Source organism: Variovorax boronicumulans (assembly GCF_009811375.1).
Taxonomy (GTDB): Bacteria; Pseudomonadota; Gammaproteobacteria; order Burkholderiales; family Burkholderiaceae_C; genus Variovorax; species Variovorax boronicumulans.
In genome coordinates, this window is the sequence record NZ_BKDH01000004.1 from 116,485 (window position 1) to 135,744 (window position 19,260).

Annotated in this window: 24 protein-coding genes; 6 read left to right on the forward strand and 18 right to left on the reverse strand. The window is 68.7% G+C overall.

The window, feature by feature from the left end; translation table 11 throughout:
• Positions 1–20: 20 nt before the first annotated feature.
• The gene (locus VHAB30_RS25580) at positions 21–623 is read right to left on the reverse strand and encodes a TetR/AcrR family transcriptional regulator (RefSeq protein ID WP_062473724.1); all 603 of its coding nucleotides are present in this window, start codon (positions 621–623) and stop codon (positions 21–23) included.
• Between the two features lie 178 nt (positions 624–801).
• On the opposite strand from VHAB30_RS25580, the gene VHAB30_RS25585 reads away from it, so the two are divergent.
• Together VHAB30_RS25585 and VHAB30_RS25590 are read left to right on the forward strand one after the other, a co-directional pair.
• Entirely contained in the window at positions 802–1,746 is a 945-nt protein-coding gene (locus VHAB30_RS25585) for a CysB family HTH-type transcriptional regulator (RefSeq protein WP_062473726.1), read from the forward strand.
• Between the two features lie 113 nt (positions 1,747–1,859).
• Positions 1,860–2,126 (forward strand): hypothetical protein, encoded by a 267-nt coding sequence (locus VHAB30_RS25590; RefSeq protein WP_062473728.1) that lies wholly within the window; start codon positions 1,860–1,862, stop codon positions 2,124–2,126.
• A gap of 90 nt (positions 2,127–2,216) precedes the next feature.
• On the opposite strand, the gene VHAB30_RS25595 is transcribed toward VHAB30_RS25590, so the two are convergent.
• Complete coding sequence (locus VHAB30_RS25595; protein WP_159279047.1) at positions 2,217–2,678, reverse strand: RcnB family protein; 462 nt, start codon at positions 2,676–2,678, stop codon at positions 2,217–2,219.
• Positions 2,679–2,842: 164 nt separating this feature from the next.
• Entirely contained in the window at positions 2,843–3,433 is a 591-nt protein-coding gene (locus VHAB30_RS25600; protein ID WP_159279048.1) for a dihydrofolate reductase family protein, read from the reverse strand.
• 110 nt (positions 3,434–3,543) lie between these two features.
• On the opposite strand from VHAB30_RS25600, the gene VHAB30_RS25605 reads away from it, so the two are divergent.
• Positions 3,544–3,966 (forward strand): winged helix-turn-helix transcriptional regulator, encoded by a 423-nt coding sequence (locus VHAB30_RS25605; RefSeq protein ID WP_095743055.1) that lies wholly within the window; start codon positions 3,544–3,546, stop codon positions 3,964–3,966.
• Positions 3,967–3,975: 9 nt separating this feature from the next.
• On the opposite strand, the gene VHAB30_RS25610 is transcribed toward VHAB30_RS25605, so the two are convergent.
• From VHAB30_RS25610 to VHAB30_RS25635, 6 genes are read right to left on the reverse strand one after another with little or no spacing between them, the layout of a single operon-like run.
• Complete coding sequence (locus VHAB30_RS25610; protein WP_159279049.1) at positions 3,976–4,869, reverse strand: VOC family protein; 894 nt, start codon at positions 4,867–4,869, stop codon at positions 3,976–3,978.
• 35 nt (positions 4,870–4,904) lie between these two features.
• Positions 4,905–5,750: an ABC transporter ATP-binding protein gene (locus VHAB30_RS25615; protein ID WP_159279050.1), complete on the reverse strand. Its 846-nt coding sequence runs from the start codon at positions 5,748–5,750 to the stop codon at positions 4,905–4,907.
• On the reverse strand, positions 5,747–6,595 hold the full coding sequence (locus tag VHAB30_RS25620; protein WP_159279051.1) for an ABC transporter ATP-binding protein: 849 nt from the start codon (positions 6,593–6,595) through the stop codon (positions 5,747–5,749). The genes VHAB30_RS25615 and VHAB30_RS25620 overlap by 4 nt, the downstream gene beginning before the upstream one ends.
• The gene (locus VHAB30_RS25625) at positions 6,579–7,136 is read right to left on the reverse strand and encodes an OsmC family protein (RefSeq protein ID WP_070061429.1); all 558 of its coding nucleotides are present in this window, start codon (positions 7,134–7,136) and stop codon (positions 6,579–6,581) included. The genes VHAB30_RS25620 and VHAB30_RS25625 overlap by 17 nt, the downstream gene beginning before the upstream one ends.
• 14 nt (positions 7,137–7,150) lie before the next feature.
• Entirely contained in the window at positions 7,151–8,980 is a 1,830-nt protein-coding gene (locus tag VHAB30_RS25630) for an ABC transporter permease (protein ID WP_159279052.1), read from the reverse strand.
• A complete protein-coding gene (locus VHAB30_RS25635) occupies positions 8,981–10,171 on the reverse strand; it encodes an ABC transporter substrate-binding protein (protein WP_159279053.1) in 1,191 nt (396 codons plus the stop codon).
• A gap of 173 nt (positions 10,172–10,344) precedes the next feature.
• Between VHAB30_RS25635 and VHAB30_RS25640 the strand changes: the two genes are divergently transcribed.
• Positions 10,345–10,986: a GDSL-type esterase/lipase family protein gene (locus VHAB30_RS25640; protein ID WP_139704716.1), complete on the forward strand. Its 642-nt coding sequence runs from the start codon at positions 10,345–10,347 to the stop codon at positions 10,984–10,986.
• Here the strand turns inward: VHAB30_RS25640 and VHAB30_RS25645 are convergent.
• A complete protein-coding gene (locus tag VHAB30_RS25645) occupies positions 10,964–11,425 on the reverse strand; it encodes a hypothetical protein (RefSeq protein WP_139704714.1) in 462 nt (153 codons plus the stop codon). The two genes, VHAB30_RS25640 and VHAB30_RS25645, sit on opposite strands and share 23 nt — an antisense overlap.
• Before the next feature lie 95 nt (positions 11,426–11,520).
• On the opposite strand from VHAB30_RS25645, the gene VHAB30_RS25650 reads away from it, so the two are divergent.
• Complete coding sequence (locus VHAB30_RS25650; RefSeq protein ID WP_159279054.1) at positions 11,521–11,898, forward strand: MerR family transcriptional regulator; 378 nt, start codon at positions 11,521–11,523, stop codon at positions 11,896–11,898.
• On the opposite strand, the gene VHAB30_RS25655 is transcribed toward VHAB30_RS25650, so the two are convergent.
• The 4 genes from VHAB30_RS25655 to VHAB30_RS25670 all read right to left on the reverse strand — a co-directional run bounded on the left by VHAB30_RS25655 (position 11,865) and on the right by VHAB30_RS25670 (position 14,161).
• Entirely contained in the window at positions 11,865–12,389 is a 525-nt protein-coding gene (locus VHAB30_RS25655; protein ID WP_159279055.1) for a class IV adenylate cyclase, read from the reverse strand. The two genes, VHAB30_RS25650 and VHAB30_RS25655, sit on opposite strands and share 34 nt — an antisense overlap.
• A 304-nt stretch (positions 12,390–12,693) precedes the next feature.
• Entirely contained in the window at positions 12,694–13,050 is a 357-nt protein-coding gene (locus VHAB30_RS25660) for a hypothetical protein (RefSeq protein WP_159279056.1), read from the reverse strand.
• Positions 13,047–13,646 (reverse strand): cob(I)yrinic acid a,c-diamide adenosyltransferase, encoded by a 600-nt coding sequence (locus VHAB30_RS25665; RefSeq protein ID WP_062473752.1) that lies wholly within the window; start codon positions 13,644–13,646, stop codon positions 13,047–13,049. The genes VHAB30_RS25660 and VHAB30_RS25665 overlap by 4 nt, the downstream gene beginning before the upstream one ends.
• A 14-nt stretch (positions 13,647–13,660) precedes the next feature.
• Positions 13,661–14,161, reverse strand: coding sequence for a DinB family protein (locus VHAB30_RS25670; RefSeq protein ID WP_159279057.1), 501 nt, complete (start codon positions 14,159–14,161; stop codon positions 13,661–13,663).
• A gap of 76 nt (positions 14,162–14,237) precedes the next feature.
• Here VHAB30_RS25670 and VHAB30_RS25675 point away from each other — a divergent pair, with 76 nt between their 5' ends.
• On the forward strand, positions 14,238–15,662 hold the full coding sequence (locus tag VHAB30_RS25675; protein ID WP_070061438.1) for an FAD-binding oxidoreductase: 1,425 nt from the start codon (positions 14,238–14,240) through the stop codon (positions 15,660–15,662).
• An 87-nt stretch (positions 15,663–15,749) separates the two neighbouring features.
• On the opposite strand, the gene VHAB30_RS25680 is transcribed toward VHAB30_RS25675, so the two are convergent.
• The 4 genes from VHAB30_RS25680 to VHAB30_RS25695 form a co-directional block, all read right to left on the reverse strand.
• The gene (locus tag VHAB30_RS25680; RefSeq protein WP_070061439.1) at positions 15,750–16,649 is read right to left on the reverse strand and encodes a CsgG/HfaB family protein; all 900 of its coding nucleotides are present in this window, start codon (positions 16,647–16,649) and stop codon (positions 15,750–15,752) included.
• 131 nt (positions 16,650–16,780) lie between these two features.
• On the reverse strand, positions 16,781–17,734 hold the full coding sequence (locus tag VHAB30_RS25685) for a ParB/RepB/Spo0J family partition protein (RefSeq protein ID WP_095743042.1): 954 nt from the start codon (positions 17,732–17,734) through the stop codon (positions 16,781–16,783).
• Positions 17,734–18,279, reverse strand: a complete 546-nt coding sequence (locus VHAB30_RS25690; protein ID WP_159279058.1) for an RBBP9/YdeN family alpha/beta hydrolase — start codon at positions 18,277–18,279, stop codon at positions 17,734–17,736. Before VHAB30_RS25690 ends, VHAB30_RS25685 begins: the two co-directional genes overlap by 1 nt.
• Positions 18,280–18,327: 48 nt before the next feature.
• A complete protein-coding gene (locus VHAB30_RS25695; RefSeq protein ID WP_062473764.1) occupies positions 18,328–19,248 on the reverse strand; it encodes a ParA family protein in 921 nt (306 codons plus the stop codon).
• Positions 19,249–19,260 lie beyond the last annotated feature (12 nt).

Here is a 19,260-nt window from a genome sequence, read left to right on the forward strand (position 1 = left end):
CCGTCGTCTGCGGGTGCGCCTCAGGCGCGGTAGCTGGAAAGAAGGCGCTGCCAGGTCTGGCCCGCGCGCTCGGCCGCATGCCCGTCGCGCAGGAAGCGCGCGTCGTGCAGCTGGTTCATCATGATTCCGTTGATCTCGCTCACGAGCTGGGCCGGGTCGGTGTCGGCCTGGAGCTCGCCGGTCTCGACCGCCTGCAGCACCGTGCGGCGCAGCGCGGCACGCCAGCGTGTGATCTCGTCGAAGAGCAGGTCGCGCAGTTCGCCTTCGCGGTCGTCGAACTCGAAGGCGCCGGCCACGTAGAGGCAGCCGTTCTGCGCTTCGACGTCGCGCGTGCGGGCGATCCAGCGCGCGACGATGTCGTTCAGGCGGGGCAGGCCCTTGGGCTTCTGCATGGCGGGCACGAACACCTCGGCCAGGAAGCCGCGGCCGTACTCCTCGATGACGGCCTTCTGCAGCGCCTCGCGCGACCCCACGCGCGAGAACACGCCGCTCTTGGACAGCCCCAGCCGGCTCGCCACGGCCTGCAGCGAAATGGCTTCCAGCCCCTCGGCCAGCGCGAGGTGCATCGCCGCGCCGACGATGGCGGCGCGGGTGAGTTCGCTTTTCTGGGTCTTGGCGTCCATGCGGCGGACTTTAGCACAGTCGTGCGAAACATCAACCTCCCCACGCAAAAGGGCCTCATAGATGTTTTGCTCATGTGGAACCAACAAACGCATCGTTCCCTGCATAAGCCCTTCTGCCGAGAATCGCCGGTCGGCCCCGACCCGGGGTCCGGACCTCTTTTCACCTCCTGCGCGCCCGATGAACTTTCAACAACTGCGCTCGGTACGCGAGGCCGTTCGTTGCGGCTTCAACCTGACCGAGGTCGCCCACACCCTTCACACCTCGCAGCCCGGCGTGAGCCGGCAGATTCGCGAACTCGAGGAAGAGCTCGGCATCGAGCTCTTCGTGCGCGCCGGCAAGCGGCTCACGGGCCTCACCGAGCCCGGCGGCCACGTGCTGCCGATCATCGAGCGCATGCTGATGGAAAGCAGCAACCTCAAGCACGCGGGCCAGGAGTTCGTGGCGCAGCAAAGCGGCCTGCTCTCGGTGGCGGCCACGCACTCGCAGGCGCGCTATGCGATGCCGGTGGCGGTGCAGGAATTCCGCGCGCAGTTTCCGAACGTGAAACTGCACCTGCACCAGGGCTCGCCCAAGCAGATCGCGCAGATGCTGCTCGACGGCGAGGCCGACGTGGGCATTGCCACCGAGGCGCTGGGCGACTACCCGCAGCTGGTCGCCCTGCCCTGCTACCGCTGGACGCACTCGGTGATCGTGCCGCCGGGGCATCCGCTGCTCGACGCGCCGCTCACGCTCGAAGCACTCACGCAGCATCCGCTGATCACCTACGACACCGGCTTCACGGGCCGCTCGCGCATCGACGAGGCGTTTGAACAGCGCGGCCTGCAGCCCAACATCGTGCTGGCCGCGATGGACGCCGACGTCATCAAGACCTATGTGCAGCTGGGCCTGGGCGTGGGCATCGTCGCCGGCGTGGCCTACGAGGCCGAGCGCGACACCCAGCTGCGCGCGCTCGATGCGGGGCGGCTGTTCGGCATCAACCTCACGAAGCTCGCGGTGCGGCGCGGCACCTACCTGCGCAAATATGTCTACGCGTTCATCGAGTCGTTTGCGCCGACATTGACACGCGCGATTGTCGAGAAGGCCTTGGGCGACGAGGTCAAGGTGTCTCACTACGAGATTTAGCTCAAGCGCAACGAAATCGACACTTCCGGCTCCAGGGTTGAAAAGAATGCGCGCAGCTTCACACAAGCGGCGTACATTCGGGTTAATTCCTTGGCTTCCGGAACGGATCAGCAATGGCATCGACTTCGCAGCAGCAGCAACTACAGGCCACCCGGGCCGCCCAAAAGGCGGCCGATGCAGCGGAGAAGCGCGAACGCCTGAAACGTGCCCTGCCCGCCACGGTCGAGCTGCTGCAAAGCCGCCAGGCCGATCGCATCGACGATCGCGACATCGACGCGTACGTCGATCTCAACTGGCTCGAATGGCATGGCGGCGGTTTGCGCCTCACCATCACCGGGCGCAACGTGTGCGCCCAATCGGCCGCCACCGCGGTGGCCTGACAAGCCCCTCCCCCAGTTCCCCAAAGAAAAACCGCCACAGTCTCCTGTGGCGGTTTTTGCATGTGCGTGACGTGAACGCGGTGCGAAGGCTTACTGACCCGCAATGATCTGCGCGATGAGGCCGGTGGCAATGGCCGCGAGCACGTAGTCCCCACCCACGCCCACCCACTGGTAGCCGCGCGGCGGCTGCTGCAGGCGGTAGGCGCGCCAGTCATTCACCACGTAGTTGCGGCCCCGGTATTCGGTCGGCACGCGGCCACCACGGCGCCACTCGCTGTGCGGCTGCGGGAAGCCCCGGCGGTCGAACTGGCGGCCGTCGCGGAAGTCCTGGTCGCCGCGATAGCCGGCGTGAGGGCCGCGATGCCCGCGATGGTCGTCGCGCTGGTCATAGCGACCGCCGCCAGGACGGTGGTCATCGCGCTGCTCGTAGCGGCCGCCGCCCGGGCGGTGGTCGTCGCCCCGGCGATCTTGCGCCAGCGCGCTGCCTGCCGCCAGGGACATTGCGAGCGCCGCAACGGCGGCAGTGGTCAGGCGCTTGGTACGGAAGATCATCTGGAACTCCTTTGGTGTGTCTGTGATGACGCCTCCATTCTGTGCAGCGCGTGTGTCTGCTTCGGGTGCGTCAGGTCACCGTCAGATGAAATCCGGTAAGCGCAGGTATCTCCGCGGCGTGTTGTCCTGCACGCGCGTGACGTACTTCACGCGCGTGACGTACTTCACGCGGGCGCGTAGCGGTTCACCACCATGCCGCAGTCGTAAGCGGTCGATCCGAGCAGGCGCAGCGCATGGCCATGGCGCGTGTCGTGGAACACCGAGCGGCCCGCGCCGACGGCCGTGGGGTTCACGAAGAACTGGAACTCGTCGACCAGCCCTGCCGACGTGAGCGACGACGCAAAGCCGACACCGCCGATGCTGAGGATGTCCTGGCCCGGCTCGCGCTTGAGCGCATTCACCTCGTCGGCCATGGCACCGCGTGCGATGTCGGTGCGCTCCCAGCGCGAGGCCTGCAGCTTGTTCGTGAGCACGACCTTGCGCGCCTCGACGATCCGCTGGGCAAAGGCGTAGTCGGGGTTCGCCGGAAAGCGCGTCGCGGCGTGGCCCCAGTGATCGAGATAGCCCTCCTCGATGATCTTGCGGCTCAGCAGGAGCGTGTCGACACCCGCGAACACGGCGTTGAAGTCACGCCTGAGCGCCGCATCCCAGCGCCACCGGTCGCCCCATCCCCACAGCTGCCAGTCGAGGTCGCCGTTGGCCGGCGACACGAACCCGTCGACCGACATCTGCATTTGCACGATGAGCTTTCGCATCGGAGTCTCCTTCAGGTCGCTTGCGCAAACCGATCTTGAAATGCAAGCAGTTTCAGTATTCTCAAACCGATGCGAAAATGCAAGCAGTTTCTTGAACCCGCGGAATCCCGATGGCCATCCAGCAGAAGTCCCTGTGCCCGATCAACCTCGCGCTCGAAGTCGTCGGCGACCGCTGGAGCCTGCTGATCGTTCGCGACCTGATGTTTGCGGACAAGCGGCACTTCCGCGAGTTCCTGCAGTCCGAGGAAGGCATCTCCTCGAACATCCTCACCGAGCGGCTGAACACGCTGGTCGCGCACGGCGTGCTCAGCAAGACCGACGACCCCACGCACAAGCAGAAGGCGCTCTACAGCCTCACGCCCGTGGGCATCGACCTGCTGCCGGTGATCACGCAGCTCGGCATCTGGGGGCGCAAGCACCGGCCCGTGACGGCCGAGAGCGGCGCGCCCGCGGCCGCGCTGGAAAAGGGCGGGCCGGCGCTGCAGAAGAAGATGCGGGCCGCGCTGCGCAAGGCGCACCTGGGCGGCCGCTAGGGCTGCGCCCTACCCGCCCACCGTGCTGTTCGCCGCGTCGGCGCGCACGCGGCCCTGCGCTTCCAGCGCGTCCACCGGCGGCAGGTCGAGCTCGATCCACGCGCCGTGCGCACGTGCAAGGTCGAAGGTGCCAGTCGACTGCGGCCGGTCGGTGTGCAGCACCAGCGCGTAAGGGCCCTCGCCGCGCACGGCGAGGCGCTGCGCGAGCGCGTCGCCGCCCAGCTCCGCCACCGGCGCACGGTCGCGCGGCGACGACAGCACGAGCACACTGCTGCCCAAAGCGATCACCGCCACGCGCACCTGGCTGGCAGGCACGGCCACGGGTTCGCCGATGTGCGTGCTCGCGTCGTCGGAGACCGTGCCCAGCAAGGCGCGGTAGCGCGCCAGCGTGGCGTCGAGGTCGCGCACGGCAATGGCCAGGCTGGCCACGCCGAGCACGCCGTTGGGATGCACGCGCGCGGCGCCCTCGGGCACGCGCAGGGCGCGCCGCGTGAGGTCGCCGCACAGGAACGGCAGATCGGCCGACGGGGGGCGCGCGGTCTGCCAGCGCAGGTGTTCGCCGTCGGGGCGCACGCGCCCGCCGTCGAGCGGGCCTTCAAGCACGAGGCCGCGCGCCTTCGCATCGGCCACGGTGACGGCGGTGTCACGCGGCAGCAGGGCGAAATCGACGATGCCTTCGCCGTGCCGTTGCAGCAGCTGCCACCAGCGCTCGGCGGGCGCGGGTTCGCGCCACGCGATGAGTTCGAAGTAGCTGCCGTCGCTGAACACGACGAGTGCGTTGTGCGTGCTGCGACCCGGATGGTCGCCGCCGCGCAGCACGTGGAAGCCGAGCGCGGCGTAGTCGGCGATGGCGCGTTCGAGGTCGTGCACGGCGATCACGACGTGGTCGAGGGTCAGGGGCATGGTGAAGGTCTTCCTCGGCAAAGGGGTCGTCGTGGTCAGGAGGCAGTGCGGGCGGCGCCCTCGCCGCCCAGGTAGGCGTCGCGGATGCGCGCGTCGGCCAGCAGTGCGCGCGCCGGGCCCGAGAGCACGATGCGGCCCGTCTGCAGCACGTAGCCGTGGTGCGCGATCTGCAGCGCGAGGCTGGCGTTCTGCTCGACCATGAAGACCGAGACGCCCTGCGCGTTGATGCGCGCGATGAGCTCGAGCACCTTGTCGACGTACAGCGGCGACAGGCCCATGGTGGGCTCGTCCATGCACAGCAGCTGCGGCCGGCCCATGAGCGCGCGCGCCATGGCCACCATCTGCTGCTCGCCGCCCGAGAGCGTGCCGGCCAGGAAACCCAGGCGCTGCGCCACGCGCGGGAACAGCTCGAGCATGCGTTCCAGGTCGTCGGCCACGCCCGCGCGGTCGCGGCGCGCATAGGCGCCCATGAGCAGGTTCTCGCGCACGGTCATCGCGGGGAACAGGCGGCGCGCCTCGGGCACCGAGCCGATGCCCTTGCGGATGATCTGCGGCGTGCTCAGGCCCAGCGTCGATTCGCCGTTGAAGCTGACCTCGCCCGAGCGCGGCTTGAGCAGGCCGAGCACGATCTTCATCGTGGTCGACTTGCCGCTGGCGTTGCCGCCGAGCAGGCTGACGATCTGGCCCTTGCGCACTTCGATGTCGAGATCGAAGTGCGCCTGCACGGGGCCGTAGAAGCTGTTGACCTTCTGGAGCTGCAGCAGGGGCGCCACCGCACTCGCCGGTGCTTGCGTGACAACGCGTTCAGGCAGGTCGTCGCCTCTCCCCTCGCCCCAGAGGGAAGAAGGCGACAGGCCGGTGCGCGCGACGGTGGCGATCATGCGGGCACCGCTTCTTCCTGCGCTTCGCCGACCTGGCGATGGCCGAGGTAGGCCTCGATCACCGCGGGGTCGTTGCGCACGTCGTCGGGCAGGCCTTCGGCGATCTTGCGGCCGTCGTCGAGCACGGCCACGCGGTCGGACAGCTGCATGACGAGGTCCAGCTTGTGCTCGATCAGCAGGATGGTCTGGCCGCGCGCCTTGAGGCCGCGAATGATCTCCAGCATCTCGGCCGTCTCGCTCTCGTTCATGCCGGCCGTGGGCTCGTCGAGCAGCAGCAGGCGCGGCCGCAGCGCGAGCGCGCGCGCGATCTCCACGCGGCGGCGGTTGGCGTACGAGAGGCTGTAGGCCGGATGGTCGGTGCGCGGCGTGAGGCGTTCGCCGAAGAGCGCGATGATCTCGCGCGCTTCGTCGCGCAACGCTTCTTCCTCGCGCCGCACCGCCCCTGGCTGCACCAGCGCGAGCGCCAGCTCGGCCAGCGCCCCGAGGCCCGGCACGCCGCCCACGCGCGGTTTCACGGCGCGCAGCCGCGTGTGCGCGCCGACCAGCACGTTGTCGAGCACCGAGAGGTTCGCGAACACGCGCCCGTGCTGGAAGGTGCGCGCGAGGCCGCGCTGTGCGAGCTGCTGCGCGGGCAGGCCGGTGATGTCGTGGCCGTCGAAGCGCACCTGCCCGGCATCGGGCTTGTCGAGGCCGGTGACGAGGTTGAACAGCGTGGTCTTGCCGGCACCGTTCGGGCCGATCACGCTCAGCAGTTCGCCCTCGCCCACCTGCAGGTCGACGGCGTTGACGGCCGTGAGCCCGCCGAAGCGGCGCACGAGGCCGCGGACCTCAAGCAGCGACGGCATCGGCGACCTTCGCCTTCGAGTTCACGAGCTTCACCTCGGCGCGAATGGCCTGCGGGTTGCGCAGCAGATTGAGGATGGGGCAGTTGCGCTCCACCGCTTCGAACAGCGCGTCGATCTCTTCGCGGCTGGCGGGCGAATCGATGTGCACGGTGTAGCCGATCTCGTGCGGCCAGATGGGCGTCTGCTCGTGGCCCGGCTTGCCGCCGCGCGGGTCGATGACGCCGGTCACCTCGACCTCGAGGCTTTCGAGCGGCACCTGGCGCTCGGCCGCCTGGATCAGGAAGATGTGCGTCACGCAGGTGCCGAGCACGCCCAGCTGCAGCTCGGGCGAACTCGGGCCGAGGTTGTAGCCCGCGAAATCGGGCGGGCTGTCGCTGATGACCTGGTGCTCGCGGATGCGCAGCCGGCGCACGCCGCTGCGGCCTTCGGCGCGCACGCTGGCCTTGAGTTGCGAAGGTTGCGCAGTACCGGCCGCGACGGCGGCGTTGCGGGCCAGCACGGCGGCGCGTTTCTCGGCGAGGTAGTCGTTGAGGTGGCTCATGGGATGGGGTTCTTTCAGACGGTGCCGAGCAGGCCTTGGGGACGGAAGCGGATCAACAGAAGCAGTGCCACGCCGTAGATCAACATGCGGTACTCGGCCGTCACGCGGAACAGCTCGGGCAGGCTCACGAGCGCGACCGCACCCAGCAGCGCGCCGCTGATGTTCCCGAGCCCGCCGAGGATCACCATCGTGAGCGCGAGGATCGATATCTGCGAGCCGAAGGTCTCGTGGTTGATGTACGAGTACATGTGCGCGGTGAAGGCGCCGCTCACGCCGGCCGCGAAGCCGCCGAAGCCGAAGGCCAGCGCCTTGTAGCGGTCGGGGCTCACGCCGTAGGCGCGCGCGGCCACCTCGTCTTCGCGCACCGCGCGGAAGGTGCGGCCCAGGTGCGAGCGCAGCAGGCGCCACTGCAGCAGGGCCAGCAGCACCAGCGCACCGAACGAGGCCCAGTAGATCGCCTCGTTCGACGACGCATCGCGCCCGAACAGCGACAGCGGCGGAATGCCCGAGACGCCGATGGGCCCGCGCGTGAGGCTTTCCCAGTTGAGGATGGTGAGCGCCACGATCTCGCCGATGCCCAGCGTGGCGATCGACACGTAGTGCCCGCGCAGACGGAAGGCCGGGAAGATCAGCGCCGTGCCGATCAGCGAGGTGAGCACGCCCGCGACCACGATGCCCGTGCCCACGGGCAGGTGCAGGTCGAGCACCAGCAGCGACGAGGCGTACGCGCCGATGGCCAGCAGCCCCGCATGGCCCAGCGAGATCTGGCCGATGGTGCCGGCCACCAGCGTGAGGCTCAATGCGAGCGCACCGTAGAGCCACGCGTTGGTGAGCGTCTGCAGCACGTAGGGCGACGGATCGAACAGCGGCAGCAGCACGGCCGCGGCGAAGAGCGCGAGCAACAGGCGCGGCGGCACGCGCCATGGCTTGCTCGGCGCGATGAAGGTACCGGTGAGCGGCTCGGGCGGCAGCGCGCGCTGGCGACCGAACAGGCCGTTGGGCTTCCACACCAGGATGACCAGCAGCAGCGCGAAGGCAAACAGGTTGCGGTACGGCGTGCCGAGGATCGCCACGCCATAGCTTTCGATGAGTCCCAGCATCAGGCTGCCGACGATGGCGCCCGGCACGTTGCCCACGCCGCCGACCACCGTCGCCACCACGCCCTTGAGCGTGGCCTGGAAGCTCATCGCCGGGCTGATGTTGTTGTAGTACATGCCCACCAGCAGGCCCGAGAGCCCGCCCAATGCGGCAGCGATGGCGAACACGGTCTGGTTCACGCGGTTCACGTCCACGCCCATCTGCTGCGCGGCGTCGCGGTCCTGCGCGGTGGCGCGCACGGCCCAGCCCAGCTTCGTGAAACGCAGGAAGCCGAACAGCACGGCCGCGCTCGCGATGCCGATGCCCGCGATCAAGAGGTCGAGCGCGCCGATGGTGCCGGTGCCGATCTGCAGGCGCCAGTCAGGCAGCTGCGTGGGCAGCGCGCGCGGGTCGGGGCTGAACACCAGCTGCACGAGGATGTCGAGCACGAAGCTGATGCCGATGGTGGCCAGCAGCGGCGCGATGCGCGCGGCGCCCTGCAATGGCCGCAGGCCCACGCGCTCGATGAGCATGCCGAGCGCACCACTGCCGAGCACCACCAGCGCGATGGTGATGGGCAGCGGCGTGTGCAGGTAGGTGATGCTGGCCCAGCCGATGTACGCGCCCACGGTGTAGACCGAGCCGTGCGCGAAGTTGATGAGGTGCGAGACGCCGAAGATCAGCGCGAGCCCGACCGCCAGCAACGCATAGATGTTGCCGATGATCAGGCCGTTGACCGTGTGGTCGAAGAAGGAGGTGAAGCTCATCTACTTGGCCGATGCCAGCGCCGCCGCCTTCTCGTCGATCTGCGCCCACTTGCCGTCCTTCACGACCAGATTGACGCTCTTCACCCCGATCACGCGGCGCGTCTGCGCATCGAAGGTGGCCTTGCCGAAGATGACGCTGGGCACGTCCTTGATCTTGTAGAACGCGTCGCGCACGGCCTTGCGGTCGGCCTTCGGGCCGGCCTGGCGCAGCGCGGCGGCGGCGTACACCACGGCGTCGTAGGCGTAGGCGTTGAAGGCGTCGGGCTCCTTGCTGTACTTCGCGCGGAAGCTCTTCACGAACGCCTGCACTTCGGCGCGCGGCTCGTCGGGATAGAAGGCGGTGTTGGTGTGGATGCCGTTCACGGCCGCGCCGCCGAGCTCGATGAACTTGGGCGAGTAGACCGAGCCCACGGCGGCGATGGGCTGCTTCAGGCCCACGCTGCGCACCTGGCCCGCGATGAGCGCGCCGTCGGGGTAGTACGAGATGAGCACCACGCCGTCGGGGTTGGCGTCGCGCACGCGCACCAGGGTCGAGCGGAAGTCTTTCTCGTCGGGCTGGTAGCCCTCGGCAATGGCGAGCTGCGCGCCGCGCTCCTGCGCGGCCTTCACGAGCACGTCCTTGCTGGTGCGGCCCCAGTCGGTGTTCAGGAAGAGCACGGCGATGCGCTTGAAGCCCAGCGTCTTCACGGCCAGATCGGCCAGCAGCGGCTGTGCGTCGGCCTGGCTGATCGAGGGGCTCCAGATGTAGTCGCCGCCCTTGGTGAAGTCGGGGTGCGAGTTGGTGAAGCCCAGCTGTACGAGGCCCGCGCGCTGGTAGATGGGCGAGGCGGCCATCGAGGCGGGGCTGGAGAAGTCGCCCAGTTCGATGAGCACGCGCTTGTCGTTCACGAGTTTTTGCGCAATGGCGACGGACTGGCGCGGGTCGCTCTGGCTGTCCTCGAAGTTGTAGGCCAGCGGCCGGCCGTGGATGCCGCCCTGCGCGTTGATGTGCTCGAGCGCAAGGTCGAAGCCGGCCTTCCACTGCGCGCCGTACTGCGCGTTCTGTCCGGTGAGCGGACCGCTCACGCCGAACCACACGGGCTCGCCGCTGGCGGGTGCGGCCCAGGCCGCGAGCGGCGCGGTGAGCAAGGCGGCGGACAGTGCGACCGCATGGCGCAGGAAACGATGGCGGGTGAACAGCGGCGGCAGCATGGCGTCGGACCTCGGTGGCAGTGAAGGGATGAACGAATCGGCGTGGAGGCCGCGATTCTTCGCCGCTGTCCCGGTGCCGGGAAGGAACGAAAACGGAGAGGCTTATGCGCTTTCCGAGCAAGCGAAGGGGCAAGCGCCAACGGCCGCGCGGCCTCGTTTAAGCTGCGCGCCACATGAAGCGACGCCACCTCCTCCAGATGCTCGCCGGCGTGCCGGCCTCCGCCCTGCTGCTCTCCGCATGCGGCAAACGAAAGGCCTCAGCCAACGCGTTGAAGCCCGATGCCCGCGTGCTGGCGCTGGGCGACAGCCTGACCTTCGGCTACGGTGCGTCGCCCGAGACGGCATGGCCCGCGAAGCTGGGCGAGCTCACGGGCTGGCAGGTCGAGAACGCGGGGGTCAACGGCGACACCTCGGCGGGTGCGCTGGAGCGCCTGCCCGCGCTGCTGTCCGCCAACAGCTACGACGCGATCCTGATCGGCATCGGCGGCAACGACATGCTGCGCGGCGTGTCGCCTGCCAGCACGCGCGAGAACCTCGCGGCACTCATCGAGCAGGCGCGCGCGCACACGTCGCACGTGGCGGTGCTGGCCACGCCGGCGCCCGATGCGATGCGCGCGGTGGTCGGCTCGCTCAGCGACGCGCCGTTCTACGAAGAGGTCGCGAAGTCGGGGCAGGCGTTGCTGGTCGCCGGTGTGTATTCGGGCGTGCTGTCGGATGCAGCCCTGCGCTCGGACCGCATCCACGCGAACGCGAAGGGCTACGCCCAGGTGGCGCAGCAACTCGCCGAGCAGCTCAAGGCTGCGGGCTGGCGCTGAGGCCTGTGGCGCGGTCGTCGGCGCGCATCGGTGTGCGTGCGGTCGCGCCGCGCACCGGCAGGCTCTCGAGCACGCCGAACAGCAGTTCCATCGCGGTGAAGCCGAGGATGATCAGGCTGGCGCCCTGCGTCACGGCGTAGATCTGCCAGGTGGCGAACAGGAAGCGCGCCACGGCGTCGTAGCGGCCATAGCGCAGGCGCGGATCGCGGATGCGCAGCACGGCCCAGACGGTGACCACCGAGCCGAGCAGGTTGGCCATCAGCATGTGCACGGGGTCGAAGGCCGGAAAGCTGCCTGGCAGCTGCAGCGTCTGGATGGTCCACAGCAGCAGGGTGTGCACGGCGGCGAAGGTCCATGGCGTGGCGAAGCCGATGGTCACCACGAGGTCGTACCAGGCGCTGGCGCGGACGATGCGTTGGTAAGTGGGAAGCGCGATCATGAAGAAGAGCCCTGCGGGAGTGAAGAAGCCCCGGAAGCTAAAGCCTCGGGTACGCTCCAGGGTCAAGCACATTCTTCGGCGAAGGAACCACGACCATGCAGATCGGCCAGCTGGCTTCGGCGACGGGCTTGAGCCGCGACACGCTGCGCTTCTACGAAGAGCGCGGCCTGATCCGTGCAGAGCGCGGCAGCAACGGCTACCGCGTCTATGCGAAGGAAACCGTGCAGATGGTGGGCTACATCCGCACCGCGCAGAAGCTCGGCTTCAGCCTCCACGAGATCGGCGACAACCTGCCCGCGGTGTGGGAGTCGGCCGCGCCCGACCAGGCGATCGCGGCGCTGCTGGCCGACAAGGTCGCGGTCATCGACCAGAAGATCGCCGAGCTGAACGCGCTGCGGCAAGACCTGCTGGCACGCGTGCCCGCCGGCTGCCCGATGGCTCAGGCGGCCTGCGCGCGCAACAGGTCGACGTAGGCGCCCTGCACCAGTTGGTCTTCAGCGACGCCGAGCCGGGCCATGAGCGCATGGGCTTCGGCCACGCCGGCCTCAGCGGGCTCGCCGTCCTGCAGCACCACTTCGAGTTCGAGGAACTCACCGAGGCCTTCGACGCGGTCGAGGTGCACGCGCGTGCGGCCCACGAGGAACAGGCGGCGCTGCTTGCGCACGCGGCCGGCCTGGCCCCAGGCGAGTGTGAGCGATTCGCGCAGCGCGTCGGGTGTGGCGGTCGGCGTGATCAGGTAGAACGATTCCTTCGGGCCGGTGCTGTCGGCGCGGCGGTAGAAGATGAGTTCGGCGCGGTCGGGCGCGAAGGTGCGCAGCTTGAGGCGGTCGGCGCTGTGTTCGCAGCGGAAGAAGGTGTCGTCTTGCGCGATCTCGATGGGGCCCTGGTCGGTGAGCGTTGCGACGATTTCTGCGATGCGGTCCACGCTGTCGATGCGGGCCTTGATCTCTATGTTTCTTGCCATGTCTTCTCGTTTTCTTGAGGCTGGATTCGGGGCGCGTGCACAGGCCACCGGGTACTTCCCTCCGCGAATGTCCCCCGGCCTGCGGCCTCCTCCTTAATTTCGCTGCGGGAAGCACCCAGTGTCCTGCGCCCGCTGAGCGCTGTCGTTGTGCCGGTCGATCAACGGCTGCACCGCCCAACGCTCACGCCGATGGGGTGCCTTGCGCAGCGAAATTAAGGGGGAGCCCGAAGGGCGGAGGACATTCGCGGAGCAAGGTACCCCGTCGGCGGGAGCGTCGCTCTGAACGAACAGCAGCAGCAGTGAATCAGGGCGCGTTGCCCTGCGGCCCCACAGGCGGCGGCGCCGCGCGCCCGCTGGAGCCCGGTGCCAGCTTGCGTCCGAAGGACTCGCCCACGTTGCGCACGGGCCGGCTGGCTTTTTCCGACACGTTGCTCACGCCGCGCCGCGTGGCGGCATCGGCGCGGTTGACGCCGCGGCCGGCGGCGTTGGTGCCGCGTTGCACGCTGCCCACGACCTTGCCGCTGCGCGAGGGCGACTTGATCGTGTGGGCGCGTTCGGCCTGGGGCGGGTTGTCGGCGCTCTGCGCCTGCGCGGTGACGGGCAGGCAGAGCGCGGCAGCGATGACGGCGAGCGATGCGGTGGTGATGTGAAGCTTCTTCATGGCGTCGTCCCCTGGGAGTGGTCTTCGGATTCGGCGGCGGCCGCGCGGGCCATGCGCTCGCTCTTCCAGTACACGTCGTCGCCGCCGTTCATGCGGTTGAGCACGCGTGCGAGCACGAAGAGCAGATCGCTGAGCCGGTTGAGGTACTGGCGCGGCGCGTCGTTGAGTTCGGTGGTGGCGCCCAGCGACACCACGGCGCGCTCGGCACGCCGCGCCACGGTGCGGCACACATGCGCGAGCGAAGCGGCGCGCGTGCCGGCGGGCAGGATGAATTCGGCCAGGCGCGGCAAGGCGGCGTTGTGGTCGGCCAGTGCGTTGTCGATCTGCAGCAGCGCCTCGGGCTTGAGCAGCGTGAAACCCGGCATCGAGAGTTCGCCGCCGAGGTTGAAGAGCTGGTGCTGCACATCGACCAGCAGCTCGCGCACGGGCTCTGGCAGCGGTTCGCACAGCAGCACGCCGATGTGCGAGTTGAGTTCGTCCACGTCGCCCATCGCGTGCACGCGCAGGTGGTCCTTGGGCACGCGGGTGTTGTCGCCCAGGCCGGTGGTGCCGTCGTCGCCGGTGCGGGTGGCGATCTGGGAAAGTCGGTTGCCCATGGGCGCTCCTCGGTTCAGGTCGAAAGGCCGGCGGCGTCGATCTTGCCGGCCAGCCACTGCAGTCCGGCCAGATGCTGATGGTCGTGGCTGCACAGGTAATGGATGAGGCTGCGCATCGTGAGCGGGCCGTAGCCCTCGAACACGGCCGTGCGCGCGAGCTGCGCGTCGCTCAACTGCGAGATGATTTCCATCGTCTGCACGCGCACCAGGCGGAACTCGGCGAGCACCGCTGCAGGGTCGGCCGCGCCGTAGTGGCGCTCGATGGCCAGCGGCTCGCTGTCGATCGATGCGAGCGTCGGATGGGTCTCGGCGAGCGTGCGGCGAAAGCGCACGTGGTAGCCCTCGATCTCGATGTCGCGCACATGGCACAGCTGCTCGATGGCGGTGAAGGCCTCGCTGGGCACGCCCTCCCACGAAGGCGGCGCCCAGTGCCGGAAGGCCTGGGGAATGGCCGCGTAGTGGGCTTCGAGCTGCGAGGGAAAGGCCGCGAGGGCTGCAAGGGTCGTGGGGTTCATGTCTTTTACCGAAGCGCATTATGGTGCGCGCTCCGTAAAATGACCGATCCCCCTCAGCCCCTCCAGGAGACGCCCGATGAACGCCCCGACTTCCACCTCGCACCTGATGCCGGCGCTTCATCTGCGCGACGTTCCCGCGGCCCTGATCGACGGGCTGAAGGCGCGCTTCGGCGACAACTGTTCCACGGCGATGGCGGTGCGCACGCAGCACGGGCGCGACGAGTCGTCGTTCGACGCACCGCCGCCCGCGGCCGTGGTGTTCGCCGAAAGCACGCAAGATGTTGCCGATGCCGTGAAGCTCGCGAGCGAGCACAGCGTGCCGGTCATTCCCTTCGGCGTGGGCTCCTCGCTCGAAGGCCACCTGCTCGCCGTGCAAGGCGGCATCAGCATCGACGTGTCGCGCATGAACCAGGTGCTGTCGATCAACGCCGACGACCTCACGGTGACGGTGCAACCCGGCGTCACGCGCAAGCAGCTCAACGAAGAGATCAAGAGCACGGGCCTGTTCTTCCCTATCGACCCGGGCGCCGACGCCTCCATTGGCGGTATGACGGCCACGCGCGCCAGCGGCACGAACGCGGTGCGCTACGGCACGATGCGCGAGAACGTGCTGGCGCTCGAGGTGGTCACGGCCAGCGGCGACATCATCCGCACCGGCACGCGCGCCAAGAAGTCGTCGGCCGGCTACGACCTCACGCGCCTCATGGTGGGCAGCGAAGGCACGCTGGGCGTGGTCACCGAGGTCACGCTGCGCATCTACCCGCTGCCCGAGGCGGTGTCGGCGGCGATCTGCTCGTTCCCGAGCATCGAGGCCGCGGTGCGCACCACCATCGAGACGATCCAGCTGGGCGTGCCGATCGCGCGCGTGGAGCTGATCGACGTGAACACGGTGCGCATGGTGAACGCCTACGCCAAGCTCAACCTGCGCGAAGAGCCGATGCTGCTGATGGAATTCCACGGCTCGCCCGCGGGCGTGAAGGAGCAGGCCGAGACGGTGCAGGAACTCGCGAGCGGCCACGGCGGCAACGCCTTCGAATGGGCCAGCACGCCGGAAGAACGCACGCGCCTGTGGACCGCGCGGCACAACAGCTACTTCGCAGCCGTGCAGTCGCGCCCGGGCTGCCGCGTGATCTCGACCGACACCTGCGTGCCGATCTCACGCCTGGCCGACTGCCTGCTCGACTCGGTGGCCGAAGCCGATGCCAGCGGCATCCCCTACTTCCTCGTCGGCCACGTGGGCGACGGCAACTTCCACTTCGGCTACCTGCTCGACCCGAACATCCCCGAAGAGCGCGTGAAGGCCGAAGAACTGAACCACGCGCTGGTGAGCCGCGCGCTGGCGCTCGAAGGCACCTGCACGGGCGAGCACGGCGTTGGGCTGCACAAGATGGACTTCCTGGTGACCGAAGCCGGCGTGGGCGCGATCGACATGATGCGCACGATCAAGCGCGCGCTCGATCCGAAGAACATCATGAACCCGGGCAAGATCTTCAGCCTCTGATCCCTCGCGATCACGCATCAATGAAAAAGCCCGGCGGCTCGCAAGAGCGCCGGGCTTTTTCGTGGCCCGCAGGCCCGCGTCCTGTTCTTACCTGCGGCGACGTGCCGGTGCCGGCTCCGGCGGCACGTAGGTCTGCGAAGGCGCGGCGCCACCATCGACGCCCAAGCGGCCACCGCCGCCCAGGCCCTGGCCGCGCACCGTCTGCGCCTTGTAGTTGCGCAGCGAACGAACCATCTGGTTGAAGGCATCCATGAAGGCTGCCGCAATCACCTTGCCCTGCGCCGTGTTGGTGTAGCCGCCAAGGCCACCGGCGCCGCTGCGGCCGGCCAAGCCGCCGAAGGCGCCGAAGTCGGTCTTGGAGGCGCTGCCCTCGGCTGCCGCGACCTGCACGCCCGAGCGGTTGTCGATGAGCGTCAGCAAGGCGCTGGCTTCCTTGGTCTGCAGGCTGCCGCCGACGGCCGCGATGGCACGGCCACGGCCGCCGCCCACAAGGCCGCCGAGCGCGCCGCCGATGCCGCCGGCATCGCTGTTGCTGAACACGATCTCGGGCGACAGGCCGTAGTCGGAGGCCACCATCTGGCCGCGGCCGAAGTTGCTGCCGCCGCGCATCTCGCCCGACTGCTGCAGCGCGCGTTCACGCGTCATCGCGTTCATGCCGGCCGCGCCGCGCTCGACGACGATGAAGCAGTTCGACTGCTGTACCAGCAAACGCAACAGATTTGCAGTAGGCGGCAGGCGGTACTCGCCCGTGAGGATGGTGTACCAGCCGGCGTTGACGTTCTCGACCAGCGAGACGGTCCCGAGCGGCGATTCGCAGCGCTCGAGCTGGCTGCTCTCGCCCGAGGTGGCACCGCCGGCGGCGCTGCCCGTGGCCATGGTCTTGGCCGACTGGCTGCCCATCTGCATGTCGGTGGTGGCGCAGCCCGTGAGCAGCAGTGCGCCGACGGCGACTGCGGCGAGCGGGAACTTGGTGGCGAAGAACGGCATGGTCGACTCCCTCGTTTCGATGGTGGTGGTCTTGCAGGGCTGAAAGAAAAACCGCGATCGAGGATACGCGCAAAGGATTGCAGGAATCAATCAAACGAACGCTGGGGTCCGTCTTCGCAACGCAAGCCGAACTAGGCCGTTCGGCGGATGCGCTCGATGAGTCCGTTGAGTGCCTCGATGGAGCCGAAGTGGATCGCCAGCTCGCCGCTTTCGCCGCGCTTCGTGCGCTTCTTGATGCGCACCTCGACCTCGGCCGTCAGCAGGTCGGCCAGCTCTTCTTCCACGCGCTGCAGGTCGCGCGACTTCTCGCCGGCATTGCCGCGCCGCGAGGGCGTGAGCGTGAACTCGGCCGCGAGCTTCTTCACCAGCGCCTCGGCTTCGCGCACCGACATCTTCTTGGCGGCGATCTGGTTGGCCGCGGTGATCTGCGTGCCGCGGTCGAGCGACAGCAGCGCGCGTGCGTGGCCCATGTCGATGTCGCCGGCCATCAACATCAGCTGCGCGGGTTCGGCCAGGTTCAGCAGGCGCAGCAGGTTGCTGGCGGCGCTGCGCGAACGGCCCACAGCCTGGGCCGCCATTTCGTGAGTGAGCCCAAACTCGGTCACCAGGCGTTGCAGGCCTTGGGCCTCTTCCAGCGGGTTGAGGTCTTCGCGCTGGATGTTCTCGATGAGCGACATGGCCGCCGCGGCCTCGTTGGGCACGTCGCGCACCAGCACCGGCACGGTGTCCAGGCCGGCGAGCCGGGCGGCACGGAAGCGCCGCTCGCCCGCGATGATTTCGTACTCGGCGTTCTTGGCCGCGGCCGATTCGGCATCGAGCCGGCGCACCAGGATCGGCTGCATGATGCCCTGCACCTTGATGCTCTCGGCCAGCTCGTACAGCGCGCCCTCGTCCATGCGGGTGCGCGGCTGGTAGACGCCGGCCACCATCTGGTCGAGCTTCAGGGTGTTGGGGTTCTGCGGGGCGCCGCCCTCTTCCGTGGCGCGGTCGCTGCCATTGCCGAGCGGATCGGCGGAGGGTGCGGCCGTCGGGCCGAGCAGCGCTTCGAGGCCGCGGCCCAGGCCCTTGGGTTTCTTGGTCGCCATCAGTGCGTGTCTTTCGAGAGGTCGTTCAGGAGTTTCCGGCCTTCGGGCCAGTCGCCCAGGCCGGATTCGGCGTTCAGGTGGCCGCCGGTGCCGGCATCGATGAAGCGTGCGCCCCAGTCGCTGGCCAACTGCTTCGAACGCGAGGCTTCGCAGTACGGGTCGTCGTTGGCGGCGATGAGCACGGCCGGAAACGGCAGCGGCTGGCGCACGATGGGCGCCCAGCCGGGAATCAATTGGCGCAGGTCGTCGCGCTCCAGGTCGCCGGGCGCCACCAGCAGCGCGCCGCGCACCTTGTGCGTGTTGCGCGAATGGGCCGCCCAGGCGGCGGTGAGGATGCAGCCGAGGCTGTGCGCGGCCAGCACCACTTGGCCCGGCGCGGCCAGCACTTCTTCTTCGAGGCGGATCGACCAGTCGCCGCGCAGCGGGCGCATCCACTCGTGCTGGTCGACGCGGCGGTCGCCGTAGACCGACTCCCAGCGGGTCTGCCAATGGCCAGGGCCGCTGTTCTGCCATCCGGGCAGCAGCAGGATGCGGGGTTCACTCATGGCTGGTTGCTACGAACTTGATAGCGCCTGCCGCCCATCGGGCGAGCATCAGACGGGGTTTTGGTCGGTATCGGCGACGGAAGCAGAAGGCGCAGCGGCCAGCACATCGTCGGGAATCGGCAGGTCGGGCACCACGCGCGGCGGAGGCGTGACCGGCGGTGCCACCGCGCCCGAGGCAAAGGCGCTCGCGGGCGGCATCTTGGCGACCAGCTCTTCGGCGAAGGCGATGAAGGCCTGGCTGCCGCGGGCGGACGGGTCGAACACCACGCCCGGCAGGCCGTAGCTCGGCGCTTCGGCCAGGCGCACATTGCGCGGGATCACGGTGTCGAACACCTTGTCGCCGAAGTGAGACTTGAGCTGCTCGCTCACCTGCTGCTGCAGCGTGATGCGCGGATCGAACATCACGCGCAGCAGGCCGATGATCTGCAGGTTCTTGTTGAGGTTGGCGTGCACCTGCTTGATGGTGTTGACCAGGTCCGTGAGCCCTTCGAGCGCGAAGTACTCGCACTGCATCGGCACGATCACGCCGTGGGCCGCGCACAGGCCGTTGAGCGTCAGCAGGCTCAGGCTCGGCGGGCAGTCGATGAGCACGAAGTCGTACTCGGCGCCAACGGCGGCCAGCGCGGTGCGCAGGCGTTTTTCGCGGCGGTCGAGCGCCACCATTTCGACTTCGGCACCGGCCAGCTCACGGTTGGCACCCAGCACGTCGTAGCTGGCTTCGGCCTCCACGAGCTTGTCGGACTTCACCCGCGCCTCGGCCACCGAGGCCGATTCGAGCAGCACGTCGTACACCGTGAGCTCCAGCTGGCGCTTGTCGATGCCTGAACCCATGGTGGCGTTGCCCTGGGGATCGAGGTCGATCATCAGCACGCGCTGGCCCACCTTGGCCAGGCCGGCGGCGAGATTGACGGTGGTGGTGGTCTTGCCGACGCCGCCCTTCTGGTTGGCGATGCAGAAAATCTTGGCCATGTGTCGTCAGTG